This is a genomic window from Gluconobacter sphaericus NBRC 12467 (assembly GCF_006539125.1).
Lineage (GTDB): Bacteria > Pseudomonadota > Alphaproteobacteria > Acetobacterales > Acetobacteraceae > Gluconobacter > Gluconobacter sphaericus.
In genome coordinates this window covers 19,497-35,253 of record NZ_BJMK01000022.1, presented here as the reverse complement: position 1 = coordinate 35,253, position 15,757 = coordinate 19,497, and the positions used below count along the sequence as shown (strand labels likewise).

Sequence of the window (15,757 nt, the reverse complement as noted above, 5' to 3'; positions counted from 1 at the left end):
GCTCTGGAAGAGAAAGACATAAAGCCCCGTATTCCAGGACGGAGATCCCGCGGAAAGCCAACCAAATACGACAAACGGAAATACAAAAGACGCAATCGCATCGAGATTATGTTCGGAAGGCTCAAGGACTGGCGGCGGGTCGCAACACGCTACGACAGATGCCCGACCGCCTTCTTCTCAGCCGTCTGCCTCGCCGCAACCGTCATCTTCTGGCTATGAGTCCTGAGCCTAATATGATTTTCTGAAATTATGGAAGCTCTTCAGGATCGACCAAATTAAAGAATGTCTGTTGGTCAACAGTAAAATAGCGCGGATAAGATGGATCGCGTTCAAACAGCGGATCTGAACTCCAGCGTTCGAGCATAGTCTGAGTTTCCAAGAAAAAACGCGTTTCATGTTCAGGCTTATCATCAGTTCCACGAGACAGACTCTCGTGATGATAAGCAATCGTCTCTGCAGAAAAGATAATACGGTATCCAGCCCGACGAATTTTCAAACATAGATCAACATCATTGAAAGCGACTTTCAACGCTTCTTCATCGAAACCGCCGACCTCATCAAAAATAGTACGTCTTACCAGCATAAGCGCCGCCGTAACGGCTGTTACTTCGTGCGAAAGCATCGTGCGGCCAATATATCCATATTCTGATAGCGGATCACCCCGATGCACATGAGCTGCCACACCAGCCGGCCCCACAACTACACCGGCATGCTGAATCGTATCATTAGGGTAAAGCAGTTTGGCACCAACAGCTCCGACATCTTTAAATGCCTGAGCTTCTCCAACCATGCGCTGTAACCACTTTGGGTCCTCCACAAACACGTCGTTATTCATGAATACGACATAATCAGATCTAGTCTGAGCTACAGCGATATTGTTCAGTCGCGAAAAATTAAATGGTTCTTCTACCGTTATAACGGAAACATTTTTATGCTTCTGAATTTTTTTGATAAAATCAAGCGTCTCATCACGTACCGACCAATTATCGATTAAAACAATATTGTAGTTCTTATAAACTGTATGTTTGAGGATATTTTCGACGCAGGTAAGCGTCGTATCCAGCTGATCTTTAAAAGGAATGATAATAGTTACTGACGGATGGGTACGCGAGGTCCATTCTACACCATAAAGCGTCAGTCCGCGGATGGACGAAACCGTGGAGGCGATTTTCTGCCGCTTGAGATGATCGGCCACACATTTTACGCCGGCATTGATCGCGTAAGTTTTCTGGCTCACATCCACAGCTGTGGAATTGGGGGTTTTGCGCCAATGGTAAAGAATTTCAGGCACATGAAAAATTTCTGATGGACTAAGGATTTCCGTTGCTTTCAGTACGAAATCATGGTCCTGCGCTCCGTTATAATCGGAATTAAGATGCCCAATCTTCTGCATTGTCGCAGCATCTACCATCGTTAAATGACATATATAGTTGCAACCAAGAAGATAACGATAGTTGAAATCAGGTTTAAGATTGGGTTCCAGGTAATACCCAGCCTGATCGATTTTATCCTCATCCGAATAAAGAAGCTTGGCTCCGGTTTCGCGTGCCGCTCGAACCATGACTTCAATAGCGACATCTACCAAAAGATCATCATGATCAAAGAAGGCAACATACTGACCTTTGGCAGCATCCATGGCTACATTTGTAGCGCCAGCAATCCCTACATTCTTCTTCAGGGTAATACATTGGATGCGTGAATCACTTTTGGTAAAATTATTGATGATTTTCGTTATTTCGTGACTTTTACCCGCATCGTCAACGAGGATAAGCTCCCAATTCTGATAAGTCTGATCAAGAACAGATTGGACGGCTGCCTTGAAATCACCTTCAAGCGGGCGATAGACAGGGCAAAGAATTGAGACAAGCGGCGTGAATACGCTATTTTTTTCTTCATAAACGCGCTGTTCAACCATTCGTTTTCCCAGAAGAGTATAATATTTACGTGCCCATCGATCATAGTCTCCCAACGTATAGGAACGTTTGGGAACGAGATCACGAAGCTCCTGCCGGAGCTTCGCCATGCGCCTGTAAATTTCATCGAGTTCGTTGGTAACGTCGATAATCCGGCTTTCAAAAGCATCATCCGCAAAAGACGTTACTATTGGACAACCATCGAGCTCTATATCATCCGGCTGAGCCAAAACTTTGACTGTATGCTGACGACTTCCTCTTAATGCCTGCGGGATAGGAAACTCAAACCCGCAATTGGGATCACACCCCAAGACGGCAGCAACATCCCCACGATAACGGTTTGCGCGTATCTGTCCGATCCGAATACCATCGACGAGAATTGATAGCACTACACCACCGGTCTCTTCACCATCTCGCGACTTGCGCAGCACCCAACCGCGAAGTGCACCCTGTTTCACGCCGTCGACATGACTTTTATAAGAAGGCCTGAGATGGCCGGAAAATGTGATCGAGGTCACACCGTCGGATAAAAGTGGCAGAGCAGAACGGTCATCCAGACGCAATGACAGCGTATGTTTTTCACCGTTAAAGTAACTTGATGGTATTTGGAAACTGAAACCCAGGTTGGCGGTCGGTAGCGAAAGCATTGCCTGAATGTCTGCACGAGGCAAATCGGCAATCGCCATTCCGACTTCCTGCCCATCAATGATTATATGAATTTTTACAGGAGAAAATTTTTCCAAATTACATGTCGCCCACCCTCGGACGACACCATCTTCCAGACCGTCAAAATGTCCTTGGAACTGAACTAAAGCTGTTCGATTTTCTACCGCTTTAGACATTCTAACACATCCACCTTACAAAAATCACTCAAATAATCCCTAGCTGAAAATAAAGTATACTGCGAGAAATTTTCTATAAATAGAGATATTTATCTAATTTAAATAAAAAAGGAAAAGACGCCGCTATAAAATAATATTCAAGAAGGTAATTATATTAATTAAATATTATGGTTTGGGTATTATTCGCGGTAATTCATATCATTAATATATTGAATTGTGAAATATTTCTTTAAGTGAGTATATTATTTCTATTGATTATGTTTTTGGTAGAGCATTCTATTATCCGCAAAAGCAGACCAACCAAAACACACCCATTCTCAAGAGACTACATCCCCTGAAAATACAGGTTTTGATCTCCGCTACTATAGGAGAAATAATTCAGTCTTATCCTTATTTTACGATAAACGAAAACCCTGGTGGAGCTGAGGGGAATCGAACCCCTGACCTCCTCATTGCGAACGAGGCGCTCTCCCATCTGAGCTACAGCCCCACGGTAAAACAATAGTTCTCTTCTTCTCGCAGACTGTCAAGCAGCCCTGCACGCAAGACGTTGTTCTGTGCTATCGCTATGACTACAAGCGTTCCTCAATCGGCCTTTCGGCTACTCTTTCCGACATTCGACGAGGTTTTTATATGGTTGCCCTGCATTCCATTATCCTGATGCTGATCCAGGCTTTTGTATGGATTTTGCTGGCGTACTGCATCCTGTCGATGCTGCTGGGTTTCGGGATCCTGGATATCCGCAACCGGTTTTTCTACTCCATTTTCAACACGCTGGCCCGGATCGTAGAACCTGTCATGGCTCCGATCCGCAGCATCCTTCCCAACACGGGCGGCATGGATTTTGCGCCAATGGTCGTTCTGCTACTGATCCAGTTTCTGGTCCACCCGGCCGTCAACAGGATCTTCTTCATGCTCGCAACGCATAACAACTTCTGAAAACGGCCTATCTAAGGACGCGCCACACCTCTTCTAGCGCTTCAACCAACGTATCCCGCGTCTCCTGATGCAGCGTCTCATCCGAGCGCTGCATCCAAACCGACCATCCCGTTCCCGGCTGACGCTCCATTTTTACAGCCCAGTCCACTGGCAGACGGGACAAAACCCGCTCCATACGAGCTTCAGCCGTCAAGGGCTTGGCGTAATTATGACCCATCACGAATAACTTTCGTCTCTCGAACGACCTGGCGTTTCCAGATCAGGCCGTTCCCCCCACCGTCAGACCTGAAATCTTCAGGGTCGGCTGCCCAACACCCACCGGCACGCCCTGACCAGCCTTCCCACAGGTTCCAATGCCAGGATCCAGCGCCACATCGGACCCGATCATAGAGATCTGGTTCATCGCATCCGCCCCATTGCCGATCAACGTAGCCCCCTTGACCGGACGGATAATTTTTCCATCCTCAACCAGATAGGCTTCCGAAGCCGCAAACACGAATTTTCCCGACGTGATATCCACCTGGCCGCCGCCGAAATTAACGGCATAAAGCCCGCGCTTCATCGAACGAATCATCTCATCGGTGGTCGCATTTCCTTCCAGCATGAGCGTATTGGTCATGCGCGGCATAGGTGCGTGAGCATAGGACTCCCGGCGTCCGTTCCCGGTGGATTTCGTCCCCATCAGACGGGCATTCAACCGATCCTGAAGATAACCGGTCAAAATCCCGTCCTCGATCAGAACGGTCCGAGACGTCGGTGTTCCCTCATCATCAACACTCAACGAGCCGCGACGCTCTGGAAGCGTTCCATCATCGACCACAGTCACGCCTGAAGACGCCACACGTTTGCCGATCATCCCGGAAAAGGACGAGGTTCCCTTACGGTTGAAATCGCCCTCCAGCCCGTGCCCGACGGCCTCATGCAGCAGAATGCCCGGCCATCCCGGGCCAAGCACCACATCCATTTCTCCTGCGGGCGCCGGGGCAGCTTCCAGCGTAATAAGGGCCTGTTTCAGGGCCTGGTCGACTGCATCGCGCCACGTTTCTGGAGCCAGCAGCCGGTCCAGTTCATAGCGCCCCCCCAGACCACAGCTTCCGCTTTCGCGCTGACCGTCCTTTTCCACAACGACGGACACATTCATCCGCACCAACGGACGCAGATCCGCCACATCGCCGCCGGAGTCCGCGCGCCGCATGATCTGCACGGCCTGCCATTCAGAACTCAGTACAGCACTGACCTGCACCACCCGGGAATCCAGACTCCGCGCATAGGTATCGATCTCGCTCAGAACTGCTGCACGCGCTGCAAAATCCGTTCCTTCAAGCGGGCGGGAATCGCCATAAAGCCGCTGGTTCGTCGCCTGGGGTCCCGGCGCCATGATGCCGCTGCGTCCCTGCCGCACGGCACCCACCGTACTGACAGCCCGCTCCAGAGCATTCCGGCTGATATCGTCCGCATGCGCAAAAGCCGTCTCCGTTCCCAGAACGGCCCGCAGCCCGAACCCCGAAGACGTGTTGAAGCTCGCCGAACGGATCGTCCCGTCATCTAGGCTGATGCTTTCATTCTCCCGGTATTCAAGGAACAGCTCGCCGTCATCCACACCATCAAGCCCCCGATTGACGAGCGCCCGGGCATCGTCACGAGTCAACTTTGAATCAGGCCGGCCGAAAAAGAGGGCATCGGTCGTAGCAAGAGCGCCCAGAGCATCAGCTGCAACAGACATGAGAAATCTCCAGACAGAACAGACCGGCTTTTCCGGCAGACAGATTGAACACAGAGCGGATCACAACACGGGGCTTTTAAGAAAGGGCCTTTTCCAGCCGTTTCAAGGCCTCCTGCAGGATCTCTGGCTTTTTGCAAAACGCGAACCGAATCAGATTCTGCGGTGCGGCATCCCCCTGCGGGTCATAGAAAGCCGAAACCGGGATCGTCGCGACCCCCGCATGTTCCACCAGCCAGCGCGCGAATTCCACATCATTTCGCCCGGCTGCATGGCGAGAAATATCCGCAACGATGAAATAGCTCCCATCCGCGGGCAGCGTCTCGAAGCCCAGCCGGTGTAACCCGTCACGTAGCAGATCCCGCTGCGTTTTCATCTGCGTCGACAGCCCTTGGTAATAGCTGTCATCTTTGTTCAGCCCGTAAGCCACAGCCCGCTGAAGGTTCGGAGCTGTCGCAAACACCATCACCTGATGCGCTTTCGCCACCACCGAGGCCAGCGCCGCCGGTGCCGTCACATAGCCGACCTTCCATCCCGTCAGGGAGAAACTCTTGCCCGCACTCCCGATCCGCATGCACCGCTCGCGCATCCCCGGCAGCGTCATCAGCGGGAGGTGTTTCACGTGAAACGTCAGATGCTCGTAAACCTCGTCACAGATCGCATAGGCATCATGTTCCCGGACCAGTTCCGCAATCAGCTCAAGCTCCTCGCGGACAAACACCTTCCCGGACGGGTTCATCGGTGAATTGAGCATGATCGCCTTGGTCTTCGGACCAAACGCGGCCCGAAGCTCCGCCTCCGGCACGGACCAGTGCGGCGGCGCAAGCCGCACACAGCGCGGCACCGCCCCCAAAAGCTTCAGAGCCGGCAGATAGGTGTCATAAAGCGGCTCGATTACCACCACCTCATCTCCCGGCTCCACGACCGCCATCAGACACGCTGCCAGAGCTTCCGTCGCGCCAGACGTCACGACAACTTCCGTCGCAGGGTCGACCTCAAGCCCATAGAAACGCCGATTAGACGCCGCCACAGCCTCACGCAGTTCCGGCAGGCCAGTTAGCGGCGCATACTGGTTGCGCCCGTCGCGCAGCGCCTCCTCCGCAACCTGAATGATGTCCTGCGGCCCTTCCGTATCCGGAAACCCCTGCCCGAGATTGATCGCCCCATGCTTCACGGCAAGCTGTGACATAATCGTGAAGATGGTTGTCGGAAGGCTCGCAAGATACTGATTGGGCGTTTTCATCAACGGATTCCAGAACTGACGGAAAACAAAAAGCCCTGCACCATCGCAGGCTGAAGGAGAGCTGAAAAGCCTCTCGCACTCCCCTTTCGTTCCATAATGGAAATCCCGTCTTCCTGCTCCTCAGTCCAACTCCTGCGTTTTACGGCGCATGTCCCGCAACAGAAGCTGCCCCAGCCCCCGCAAAAGAGGATCGCATATCCCCAGGAAAGCGGGATGCCATTCCTGGGCACACCATCCGTCGTGACAGTGATCGAAAACGGGTTGTCGTCCACCATGAAAAGATCCTGCGGGACATAGAGCCGCAGCACGGGCATCGCCGCGAGCATAAGCCCCATTAGCCCAAGCGCGATCACGACAAATCCGCCAACAAACGCCAGCAGACTCCCCGCAGCCAGCCGCAGAAGAACCCAAAACAGACCAAAGGGATTCGACTGCTGCACACCAACGGACAGCTCATGCCTGATCGTAAAGCGTGCGGCGAGCCTGTCCGGCTTTCCCATCCTTTCTAGAAGGGCCAGTGCCGCCCTTTCCCCCAGCCGGGCCTGCGCCGCGACCTGAGCCCGCACTTCAGCGACAATCACATCCCGCTCACTCTCTGGCAGGCTGAGCAGTCCGCCCCGGAATTCGTGCAGGTAGCGTTCGACCGGCAGGGAAAGCAGATCGCTGTCTTTCAGGCCGTCCGGAGATAAGGAAGCAGGCATCAAGAGGATATTTCCCAAAAAGAGTCTCACTGCTCTCTTTACATGCAAGTTCCGGACCAGATCTGGAAAAGCCCGGTTCGCTTCCGAAATATTCAATCACAAATCCGCAGAATGGCGTAATTTCCCATACTCGACAGACGGGCATTTGTCGCTTAATCGTTTTGCAGCCGTTTACACGATGCAAGGCGACAGATCGATGGCCAAGAAAGCCCCCACTTCCACTACCGCGAAACCGAAGGCCGCTCCGGCGCGCCGTACCTCGAAGGCTGCAGCCCCCAAAACTGCTCCCGCAGCAACCGGCAAGCCGCCCGCCCCGAACCCGCAGGCCGTTGCCCGCGTCTTCGAGATGATCCAGGAGCACGCGGCGGAATTCGTCGATCTGCGCTTTACGGACCCCAAGGGCAAGTGGCACCACACGACCCAGACGGTTTCGACCATCGAAGACGATACCTTCGTTGAAGGCTTCATGTTCGATGGCTCTTCGATCCAGGGCTGGAAGGCCATCAACGAGTCCGACATGGTCCTGCTTCCGGATCCGGAAACGGCCGTCATGGACCCGTTCTCCGCCAAGCCGCAGCTGATCCTGTTCTGCGACATCATCGATCCGAAGACGGGCAACTTCTACAATCGCGACCCGCGCTCAACCGCCAAGCTCGCAGAAGCCTACCTCAAGGAGGCCGGCTTCGGTGACACGGCGTTCTTCGGTCCGGAAGCCGAGTTCTTCATCTTCGACAACGTGCAGTTCGGCACAGGCCCGAATTTCGGCATGTACCAGCTCGACAGCATCGAAGGCCCCGGCTCTTCCCTTAAGGCCTATCCGGAAGGCAACATGGGCCATCGCCCTGTCGTCAAGGGTGGCTACTTCCCGGTCCCACCCGTGGACAGCGAGAACGACCTGCGCGCCGAAATGCTCTCCACGATGGGCGAAATGGGTCTGCCGATCGAGAAGCATCACCACGAAGTCGCACAGTCGCAGCACGAGCTCGGCACGAAGTTCGACACGCTCGTGAAGTCAGCCGACTTCATGCAGATCTACAAGTACTGCGTGCACAACGTCGCCCATTCCTACGGCAAGACGGCCACGTTCATGCCGAAGCCGATCGCAGGCGACAACGGCTCGGGCATGCATGTCCACCAGTCCATCTGGAAGGACGGCAAGCCGACTTTCGCTGGCGACAAGTATGCCGACCTCTCTGAAGACGCGCTATTCTACATCGGTGGCATCATCAAACACGCGAAGGCCCTGAACGCCTTCACGAACCCGTCCACCAACTCTTACAAGCGCCTGATCCCGGGCTTCGAAGCCCCCGTGCTTCTGGCCTATTCCGCTGCGAACCGTTCGGCTTCGTGTCGTATCCCGCATGCGACAAACCCGAAGGCTAAGCGCGTTGAAGTCCGCTTCCCGGACCCGACCGCCAACCCATATCTCGCATTCGCCGCCATGCTGATGGCCGGCCTCGACGGCATCCGCAACAAGATCCACCCGGGCGATGCCATGGACAAGGATCTGTACGAGCTGCCCAAGGAAGAACTGGCTCAGATCCCGACAGTCTGCGGTTCGCTCCGTGAGGCTCTCGAAGCCCTTAAGGAAGACCACGCATTCCTTCTCGAAGGCGGCGTCTTCACCAAGGACCAGATCGAAAGCTACATCGACATCAAGTGGCCGGAAGTTTACAAGTTCGAACACACGCCGCATCCGGCAGAGTTCGAGATGTACTACTCGGTCTGATCCGGGTCAGAACATCGTCTCAACGGAAAGCCCGGCCTTCGTGCCGGGCTTTTCTGTTTTCACCCTACCACTTCAAAATGGCCCGATGATCCCTCCCGCCCTTCAGGCCTTCTCCTCCTCCGCCCTGCCCGTCCTCGACATCGCAGGCACGATCGTGTTCGCGATTTCCGGCGCGATCGAAGCCGCACGTGCACGCCTGACCATCGTGACGTTCATGTTCTTTGCCGCAATTACAGGTGTTGGCGGCGGAACGGTACGGGATCTACTGATTGGCGCGCCGGTCTTCTGGATGCACACCTCCGTCCCGATTACAGCCTGCCTGCTATCCGCCATTGCCGTCTGGTTTACCCCGACCCGCTTCTGGCCAGCCCGCGCAGTGGAATGGTTTGACGGTCTTGGGATCGCCGCCTATGGCGTCTTCGGCTCAGCCAAGGCGCTGGCTTACGGCATCCCGTTGATCCCAGCGGCTCTCATGGGGATCGTCAGTGCCTGCATGGGCGGCATTTTTCGGGATATGCTGGCAGGCGTGCCATCCATCATCATCCGGCCGGAGCTGTACATCACAGCCGTCGCCCTGGCGTCAGGAACCTATGTGTCCCTGACGGCGCTGGGTCTCAATACAAGTCTTGCGGCCATGATTGCCGTCGTGGCTGGCTTCAGCCTGCGCGCCGTAGCCCTCATCAAAGGACTAGGCCTGCCGCATTACAAACGATAGGCGGCAGGCGCGTTCAAACGCTTGTCAGGCGATAACGTCGAACCCGACATCTTCGACAACATGCTGTAACGCCACTGGCGTCACTTTGTGCTCATCGTACTGAATGACAGCGAGCCCCGGATCGAGCGTTACCTCCGCCGACGATACCCCCGGAACATTGGACAGCGCAGACTGCAGCTTTCCCGAACATCCGTTGCACGACATCCCGTCAACCTTGAACGTCACCATCGAAACCATAAGAGATTCTCCTGTTTTCAAAGGCTGCTCCGCAAAGCAGTCGATCCCCGAAATGGGGCATACTCCCGCAGAAATGAAAACCGTCTTTTCAGACTGCGTCCGCAGCATCGTCCAGCGGCTGGACTTTCATGATGTCGAGCTGCGCATCCAGTTTTCCAAGTGCTTCCCCCAGAGCCTTGAAATGAGGTGACGCCAGATGCGCCTCGAACCCGGTTTCCGAAGTCCAGACTTCGGAAACCACCAGTCGGCCAGTCTTTTCGATATCCCTGCTGACAACGTACTGGCGGCAGGCTTCTTCCTTGCGCGAAGACACGATACAGGCCGCAAAAGCGTGTTCTGCCGCTGCGGCATGGTCCGCCGCGACCGTGACAACAGCCGTGATGTGAACCGTCTGAATCATCAGGAACTTCCTCATCAAGAATGACACCTACCCGACCACGACCTTTCCGCAGACGAGCAGTGTTTCACGTGAAACCATACCGCACACCTTTGCGAGAAAGAACCCATACCGGGTATCCGATCCGAAAGAAGCAGACAGCAAAAAGGCGCCTTCCCGAAGGAAGACGCCTGTTTCCCAACATTAGACTGAAAAAAACCGTTCAGTCTTCCGCGTAGGTCGAAATATCCGGGCAGGAACAGACGAGGTTCCGGTCCCCCCAGGCATTGTCCAGACGTCCGACCGGCGACCAGTATTTCGACGTGTCCACACCACCGGGGAAGCATCCTTCCTCGCGGCTGTAGGACCGGTCCCATGTGCCCGCCAGATCCGCCGTGGTATGCGGCGCAAAGCGCAGCGGGCTGGCCTCCATCACCACATGCCCGGCTTCGACTTCGGCAATCTCCGCCCGAATGGCGATCATCGCATCGCAGAAGCGATCCAACTCGCCCTTCCCCTCGGATTCCGTCGGCTCGATCATGAACGTCCCCGCCACCGGGAAGCTGACGGTCGGTGCATGGAAGCCATGGTCGATCAGACGCTTGGCGATATCGTCCACCGTCACACCGACCGCATCCTTCAGCGGGCGCAGATCCACGATGCATTCATGCGCAGTAAAGCCATTCGTGCCGCGATACAGAACCGGGTAGTGCCCTTCCAGACGCGATGCGATGTAGTTCGCATTCAGGATCGCCATCGTCGTCGCCTGACGCAAGCCCTCGTCGCCCATCATCATGATATAAGCTGCGGAAATCGGCAGAATGGATGCCGATCCGAAAGGCGCAGCGGACACCGCAATGCCATGCTGTCCCGGCAGATACGGCGCAAGGTGCTTACCCACTCCGATCGGCCCCATGCCCGGACCGCCGCCGCCATGCGGAATGCAGAACGTCTTGTGCAGATTGAAATGCGAGACATCGGCGCCATACAGACCCGGACGCGCCAGACCGACCTGCGCATTGAGATTCGCACCATCCAGATAGACCTGACCGCCGGCTGCATGAACCAGCTCGCAGATCTCGACGATCCGCTCCTCGAACACACCATGTGTGGACGGATAGGTGATCATGATGGCCGCCACGCGCCCGTCATGCTGCGCGATCTTCGTCTTCAGATCTTCGACATCGACATTGCCGTTCTCATCGCAGGCCACGACGACAACCCGCATCCCGACCATCTGCGCCGAAGCCGGATTGGTCCCATGCGCAGACGCCGGAATCAGGCAGACGTCGCGGTTCTCGTCCCCACGCGCACGGTGATAGCCACGGATCGCCAGAAGCCCGGCATACTCACCTTGCGCGCCGGAATTCGGCTGAAGCGAGACAGCGTCATACCCCGAGATCGCACAGAGCGTACGCTCCAGATACGCGAACAGTTCGGCATAACCCTGAACCTGATCAGCAGGCGCGAACGGGTGAATCCGCGAGAATTCCGGCCATGTGATGGGGATCATCTCCGCCGTCGCATTGAGCTTCATCGTGCAGGAGCCCAGCGGAATCATCGTCCGATCCAGAGCCAGATCCTTGTCCGCCAGCGCACGCATATAACGCAGCAGATCCGTCTCGGAACGATGGGCATGGAACACAGGATGCGTCAACAGCGGCGCCTTCCGCGACAGCGCTTCCGGCAGCGCATCCGTCACATTCAGCGCGCGCTCGACAGCCGCCAACTCCACGCCCTCACCCGCGAACGCCGCCCAGACTGCGCGGATCGTTTCCGGCGTCGTGGTCTCGTCACAGGACACGCCAATTCGGCCATTCCCCGCATCACGCAGATTAATGCCAGCCTCTACGGCCCGCGCCAGGACCTGCGGTGCAGCAGCGCCAACCTGAACGGTGATGGTGTCGAAGAACACGTCCGTCTCGACGCTCGCGCCCAGAGCCTTCAGCCCGGCGGACAAGATCGCTGCCATCCGATGTGTGCGTGCGGCAATAGCCTTCAGCCCTTCCGGACCATGATAGACCGCATACATAGACGCGATGATCGCCAGCAGCGCCTGCGCAGTGCAGATATTGGACGTCGCCTTTTCGCGGCGGATATGCTGCTCACGCGTCTGAAGCGCCAGACGATAGGCCGGCTTGCCCGCACTGTCGCGCGACACACCAACCAGACGACCCGGCATGTGCCGCTTGAACGCATCGCGCGTCGCCATGAACCCCGCATGCGGGCCACCGGCCCCCATTGGCACGCCATAACGCTGCATCGAGCCAATCGCGATATCTGCGCCGAGCGCACCCGGACTTTCCAGCACCACCAAAGCCAGCGGATCGCAGGCCAGAGCCGCAATCGCACCCTTCTCATGCAGCGCCGCAATCACGCCGCGCAGATCCCGCACCTGCCCCGAAGAGCCCGGATAGGACAGCAGCGCACCAAACACGGAGGACGCATCCAGATCCGTCTCCGGATCACCGACCACGACATCCCAGCCCAGCGGCTCGGCGCGTGTGCGGATCACAGCAACCGTCTGCGGGTGCGTGTCAGCATCCACAAAGAATGCCGTCGCCTTGGACTTGCCCACGCGCTGCGCCAGCGCCATGGCTTCCGCACAGGCCGTGCCCTCGTCCAGCAGGGACGCGTTGGCAATATCCAGCCCTGTCAGATCTGCCACCAGCGTCTGGAAGTTCAGCAGCGCCTCAAGACGCCCCTGACTGATTTCGGGTTGATACGGCGTATAGGCCGTGTACCAGGCCGGATTTTCCAGAATGTTCCGCTGGATGACCGGCGGCAGAACCGTGTCGTAATAACCCTGCCCGATCATGGACGTCAGAACCTGATTGCGCGAGGCGATCTGCCGCAGACGCGCCAGCGCATCCTGCTCGGTCAGGGCCGCACCGATCCCGTGATCCCCGCGATCGAGAATGGCGGCCGGAATAGTCCGGGCGATCAGGTCATCGAGGCTGGACGCGCCAACGACACGCAGCATCTCTCCGATTTCGGAAGGACGCGGGCCGATATGGCGGGAACTGAAATCTTCGGTCTGGGCAGGCCACAAGGTCGTCACAGGCAAGTTCTCTGGCATTTTCATGAAAAGCGGAGGCAGGAATTTGGGGCGGGATGTAAAGAAAAACGGGGCCTGCCAGCGCAGACCCCGCAAACCTCAGAGGCTTTTGTACTGTTCGGCCGTCAGCAGGCCCTTGAGGTCGTCCGGGTTGGAAACCGTCATACGGAAGATCCAGCCCTCGCCTTCTGCGTCACGGCCGACCAGCGTCGGATCATCGGACAGCGCCTCGTTGAAGCCCGCCAACGTACCCGCAACCGGCGCATAGATGTCGGACGCCGCCTTCACGGACTCGACAACCGCAGCCGCATCGCCAGCGGCAACGTCCGTGCCCTCGTCCTTGGCCTCAACAAACACCAACTCGCCCAGCTCTTCAGAGGCATGTGCGGTAATACCGACAGTCGCCTGCTCGCCATCGACGCGGATCCATTCATGGGACTTCGTATAATAAGTCGTCATTGCTGCTTTTTCCTGATCTAAAATTCGACTGTAAGTTCAGCGCTTGAAGCCGGGTGCCACGAACGGCATCGCCCGCACATGCAGTGGCACATACTTGCCCCGCAGTTCCGCAAAAACGGGTGTGTCCAGCGCGGTATATTCCGACGCGACATAACCCATCGCAACAGGAGCCTTCACGCTCGGGCCAAACGCCCCGGACGTGACCATCCCGATTTCCTTCTGCCCCTCGGCATCGGCAAAGAGCTTCGCCCCCGCCCGCACCGGAGCGCGACCTTCCACCAGCAGACCCACGCGCTTGCGCGATACGCCATCACACGTCTGCTTCAGCACGACTTCCGCCCCCGGATAGCCACCCTCGCGCGCACCGCCTTCACGACGCGCCTTCTGGATCGCCCAGCCCAGCGAGGCTTCAACCGGGGTGGTCGTGACGTCAATGTCATTGCCATACAGGCACAACCCGGCCTCAAGACGCAGCGAGTCCCGCGCACCCAGACCAATCGGCAACACATCCGGCTGCGCCAGAATCGCACGCGCGACCTTCTCGGAATCCGCGCCCGCACAGCCGATCTCGAACCCGTCCTCGCCCGTATAGCCGGACCGCGACACCGTCACCTTCACTGGCCCAGTCGCAGTGGCCAGCTCTGTCTCGATCACATCCATGAAGCGCATGTCCTTCACGGCCGGGCAAAGCGGCGCCAGAGCCGCTTCCGCAGCCGGCCCCTGAAGCGCCATAAGCCCACGATCAAACTGGCGCGTCACAACACACCGATCAGACAGCGCCTTCTCGATCCGGTCCGCGTCCTGAACCTTGCAACCCGCGTTCACGACCACCAGAAGATCATGGCCCATATTGGCGACCATCAGATCGTCCAGAATGCCACCCTCTTCATTGGTCAGCAGTCCATAACGCTGACGCCCGGCGGCAAGGCCGACATAATCCGCGGGGACCAGCGTCTCCAGAGCCGCAGCAGCCTCCTTCACGTCGCCGCTTTTCGCAGCAATGCGGATCTGCCCCATATGAGACACGTCGAACAGACCGACCTTCTCACGCGTATGCAGATGCTCCGCCATCAGCCCCGCAGGGAACTGGATCGGCATTTCAAAGCCTGCGAACGGCACCATCTTCGCGCCAAGTTCCAGATTCAGATCATAAAGGGGAGTACGCTGGAGGGAATCGCTCATACGAAAAAGCCCGGTCCATTCTATCTCAAGACGTGAAGATGCAGACGCCCCCGGCTCCACGCAGAACGCGGCCGGAAACACGTCGCCCCTTCTGTCCTTTCGCCTGAGATCGCTATCCCGTCGGCGGATGCGTCACGCGCACCTCTCTCCAGAATGTCCTGACCGCCTCGGTCCTTTAGCCTGAGAGTTTCCGGGGCGGTTGCTCCTTCGGCGCCAGCCTTTTCGGCTGGTCTCTCCCGTGTCGGTCCTCCCAATCCTGCCAGTTTCCGAAAAACTCCGCAATCGTTACGATCGCTCCCGCGTTGTGTCCCGAGACCTTAAATGCACAAAGGAGAACTCCATGGCTGGCGAACTGACGGTCATTGCCGAATTCGAGACCACACCGGCAACCTACGACAGGTTTCTCAAGGTCTGCACCTATGACAGCGAACGCTCCGTCGCCGACGAATCCGGCTGCCACAGCTTCACGGTCCTCTCCTCCGAAACGGAAGCCGATACCGTTATTCTGATGGAAGTCTATACCGACCATGCGGCCTTCGAAGAGCATCTCAGGACCCCACATTTCGAGGTCTTCTCAAACGCTGTAAAAGAACTGGACATCAAGGAACGCAGCGTCCGCTTCCTGAAGAAAAGGGCTCCCTGA

At 56.6% G+C, this 15,757-nt stretch carries 15 protein-coding genes, 1 tRNA gene and 2 riboswitches; of the genes, 5 read left to right on the top strand and 11 right to left on the bottom strand.

Translation table 11 applies throughout. The annotated features are described in order from the left end of the window. On the top strand, positions 1-219 hold a 219-nt coding region (locus GSP01_RS11230; protein WP_141353610.1), incomplete at its 5' end, for a transposase. Between the two features lie 28 nt (positions 220-247). Here GSP01_RS11230 and GSP01_RS11225 read toward each other — a convergent pair. Both GSP01_RS11225 and GSP01_RS11220 read right to left on the bottom strand, forming a co-directional pair. Beyond that, positions 248-2,755, bottom strand: a complete 2,508-nt coding sequence (locus tag GSP01_RS11225) for a glycosyltransferase family 2 protein (RefSeq protein WP_141353608.1) — start codon at positions 2,753-2,755, stop codon at positions 248-250. A gap of 414 nt (positions 2,756-3,169) precedes the next feature. Then, positions 3,170-3,245, bottom strand: a tRNA-Ala gene (locus tag GSP01_RS11220). Between the two features lie 143 nt (positions 3,246-3,388). On the opposite strand from GSP01_RS11220, the gene GSP01_RS11215 reads away from it, so the two are divergent. After that, complete coding sequence (locus GSP01_RS11215) at positions 3,389-3,694, top strand: YggT family protein (RefSeq protein ID WP_141353606.1); 306 nt, start codon at positions 3,389-3,391, stop codon at positions 3,692-3,694. Positions 3,695-3,701: 7 nt separating this feature from the next. On the opposite strand, the gene GSP01_RS11210 is transcribed toward GSP01_RS11215, so the two are convergent. From GSP01_RS11210 to GSP01_RS11195, 4 genes are all read right to left on the bottom strand, one after another. Next, positions 3,702-3,911, bottom strand: coding sequence for a hypothetical protein (locus GSP01_RS11210; protein WP_141353604.1), 210 nt, complete (start codon positions 3,909-3,911; stop codon positions 3,702-3,704). A gap of 42 nt (positions 3,912-3,953) precedes the next feature. Next, the gene (gene tldD / locus GSP01_RS11205; protein WP_141353602.1) at positions 3,954-5,417 is read right to left on the bottom strand and encodes a metalloprotease TldD; all 1,464 of its coding nucleotides are present in this window, start codon (positions 5,415-5,417) and stop codon (positions 3,954-3,956) included. Between the two features lie 76 nt (positions 5,418-5,493). Next, positions 5,494-6,657, bottom strand: coding sequence for an aminotransferase (locus tag GSP01_RS11200; protein WP_141353600.1), 1,164 nt, complete (start codon positions 6,655-6,657; stop codon positions 5,494-5,496). Next, entirely contained in the window at positions 6,657-7,358 is a 702-nt protein-coding gene (locus tag GSP01_RS11195; RefSeq protein ID WP_141353598.1) for an HAAS signaling domain-containing protein, read from the bottom strand. The genes GSP01_RS11200 and GSP01_RS11195 overlap by 1 nt, the downstream gene beginning before the upstream one ends. Positions 7,359-7,704: 346 nt before the next feature. On the opposite strand from GSP01_RS11195, the gene glnA reads away from it, so the two are divergent. Both glnA and GSP01_RS11185 read left to right on the top strand, forming a co-directional pair. After that, a complete protein-coding gene (gene glnA, locus GSP01_RS11190) occupies positions 7,705-9,087 on the top strand; it encodes a type I glutamate--ammonia ligase (protein ID WP_141353596.1) in 1,383 nt (460 codons plus the stop codon). Between the two features lie 85 nt (positions 9,088-9,172). Next, entirely contained in the window at positions 9,173-9,802 is a 630-nt protein-coding gene (locus tag GSP01_RS11185) for a trimeric intracellular cation channel family protein (protein WP_141353612.1), read from the top strand. 24 nt (positions 9,803-9,826) lie between these two features. On the opposite strand, the gene GSP01_RS11180 is transcribed toward GSP01_RS11185, so the two are convergent. From GSP01_RS11180 to gcvT, 5 genes are all read right to left on the bottom strand, one after another. Next, positions 9,827-10,039, bottom strand: coding sequence for a heavy-metal-associated domain-containing protein (locus GSP01_RS11180; protein WP_141353594.1), 213 nt, complete (start codon positions 10,037-10,039; stop codon positions 9,827-9,829). Between the two features lie 88 nt (positions 10,040-10,127). Next, positions 10,128-10,439 carry a putative quinol monooxygenase gene (locus tag GSP01_RS11175; protein WP_141353592.1) on the bottom strand — a complete coding sequence of 104 codons (312 nt, stop codon included), beginning with the start codon at positions 10,437-10,439 and terminating at the stop codon, positions 10,128-10,130. 199 nt (positions 10,440-10,638) lie between these two features. Beyond that, entirely contained in the window at positions 10,639-13,494 is a 2,856-nt protein-coding gene (gene gcvP / locus GSP01_RS11170; protein ID WP_174787596.1) for an aminomethyl-transferring glycine dehydrogenase, read from the bottom strand. A gap of 78 nt (positions 13,495-13,572) precedes the next feature. Continuing rightward, complete coding sequence (gene gcvH, locus GSP01_RS11165; protein ID WP_141353588.1) at positions 13,573-13,932, bottom strand: glycine cleavage system protein GcvH; 360 nt, start codon at positions 13,930-13,932, stop codon at positions 13,573-13,575. 36 nt (positions 13,933-13,968) lie between these two features. Beyond that, complete coding sequence (gcvT, locus tag GSP01_RS11160; RefSeq protein ID WP_141353586.1) at positions 13,969-15,114, bottom strand: glycine cleavage system aminomethyltransferase GcvT; 1,146 nt, start codon at positions 15,112-15,114, stop codon at positions 13,969-13,971. A gap of 81 nt (positions 15,115-15,195) precedes the next feature. Next, positions 15,196-15,272: riboswitch (glycine riboswitch) on the bottom strand. Continuing rightward, a riboswitch (glycine riboswitch) is annotated at positions 15,273-15,363 on the bottom strand. Between the two features lie 91 nt (positions 15,364-15,454). On the opposite strand from gcvT, the gene GSP01_RS11155 reads away from it, so the two are divergent. Further along, complete coding sequence (locus GSP01_RS11155) at positions 15,455-15,757, top strand: putative quinol monooxygenase (protein ID WP_141353584.1); 303 nt, start codon at positions 15,455-15,457, stop codon at positions 15,755-15,757.

Excerpts from the sequence above, each read along its gene's own strand:
- gcvH (WP_141353588.1), bottom strand. The coding sequence starts at position 13,932 with ATGACGACTTATTATACGAAGTCCCATGAATGGATCCGCGTCGATGGC.
- GSP01_RS11200 (WP_141353600.1), bottom strand. The coding sequence starts at position 6,657 with ATGAAAACGCCCAATCAGTATCTTGCGAGCCTTCCGACAACCATCTTC.
- GSP01_RS11195 (WP_141353598.1), bottom strand. The coding sequence starts at position 7,358 with ATGCCTGCTTCCTTATCTCCGGACGGCCTGAAAGACAGCGATCTGCTT.
- gcvP (WP_174787596.1), bottom strand. The coding sequence starts at position 13,494 with ATGCCAGAGAACTTGCCTGTGACGACCTTGTGGCCTGCCCAGACCGAA.
- GSP01_RS11225 (WP_141353608.1), bottom strand. The coding sequence starts at position 2,755 with ATGTCTAAAGCGGTAGAAAATCGAACAGCTTTAGTTCAGTTCCAAGGA.
- GSP01_RS11175 (WP_141353592.1), bottom strand. The coding sequence starts at position 10,439 with ATGATTCAGACGGTTCACATCACGGCTGTTGTCACGGTCGCGGCGGAC.
- gcvT (WP_141353586.1), bottom strand. The coding sequence starts at position 15,114 with ATGAGCGATTCCCTCCAGCGTACTCCCCTTTATGATCTGAATCTGGAA.
- tldD (WP_141353602.1), bottom strand. The coding sequence starts at position 5,417 with ATGTCTGTTGCAGCTGATGCTCTGGGCGCTCTTGCTACGACCGATGCC.
- GSP01_RS11215 (WP_141353606.1), top strand. The coding sequence starts at position 3,389 with ATGGTTGCCCTGCATTCCATTATCCTGATGCTGATCCAGGCTTTTGTA.
- GSP01_RS11210 (WP_141353604.1), bottom strand. The coding sequence starts at position 3,911 with ATGGGTCATAATTACGCCAAGCCCTTGACGGCTGAAGCTCGTATGGAG.
- GSP01_RS11180 (WP_141353594.1), bottom strand. The coding sequence starts at position 10,039 with ATGGTTTCGATGGTGACGTTCAAGGTTGACGGGATGTCGTGCAACGGA.
- GSP01_RS11185 (WP_141353612.1), top strand. The coding sequence starts at position 9,173 with ATGATCCCTCCCGCCCTTCAGGCCTTCTCCTCCTCCGCCCTGCCCGTC.
- GSP01_RS11155 (WP_141353584.1), top strand. The coding sequence starts at position 15,455 with ATGGCTGGCGAACTGACGGTCATTGCCGAATTCGAGACCACACCGGCA.
- glnA (WP_141353596.1), top strand. The coding sequence starts at position 7,705 with ATGATCCAGGAGCACGCGGCGGAATTCGTCGATCTGCGCTTTACGGAC.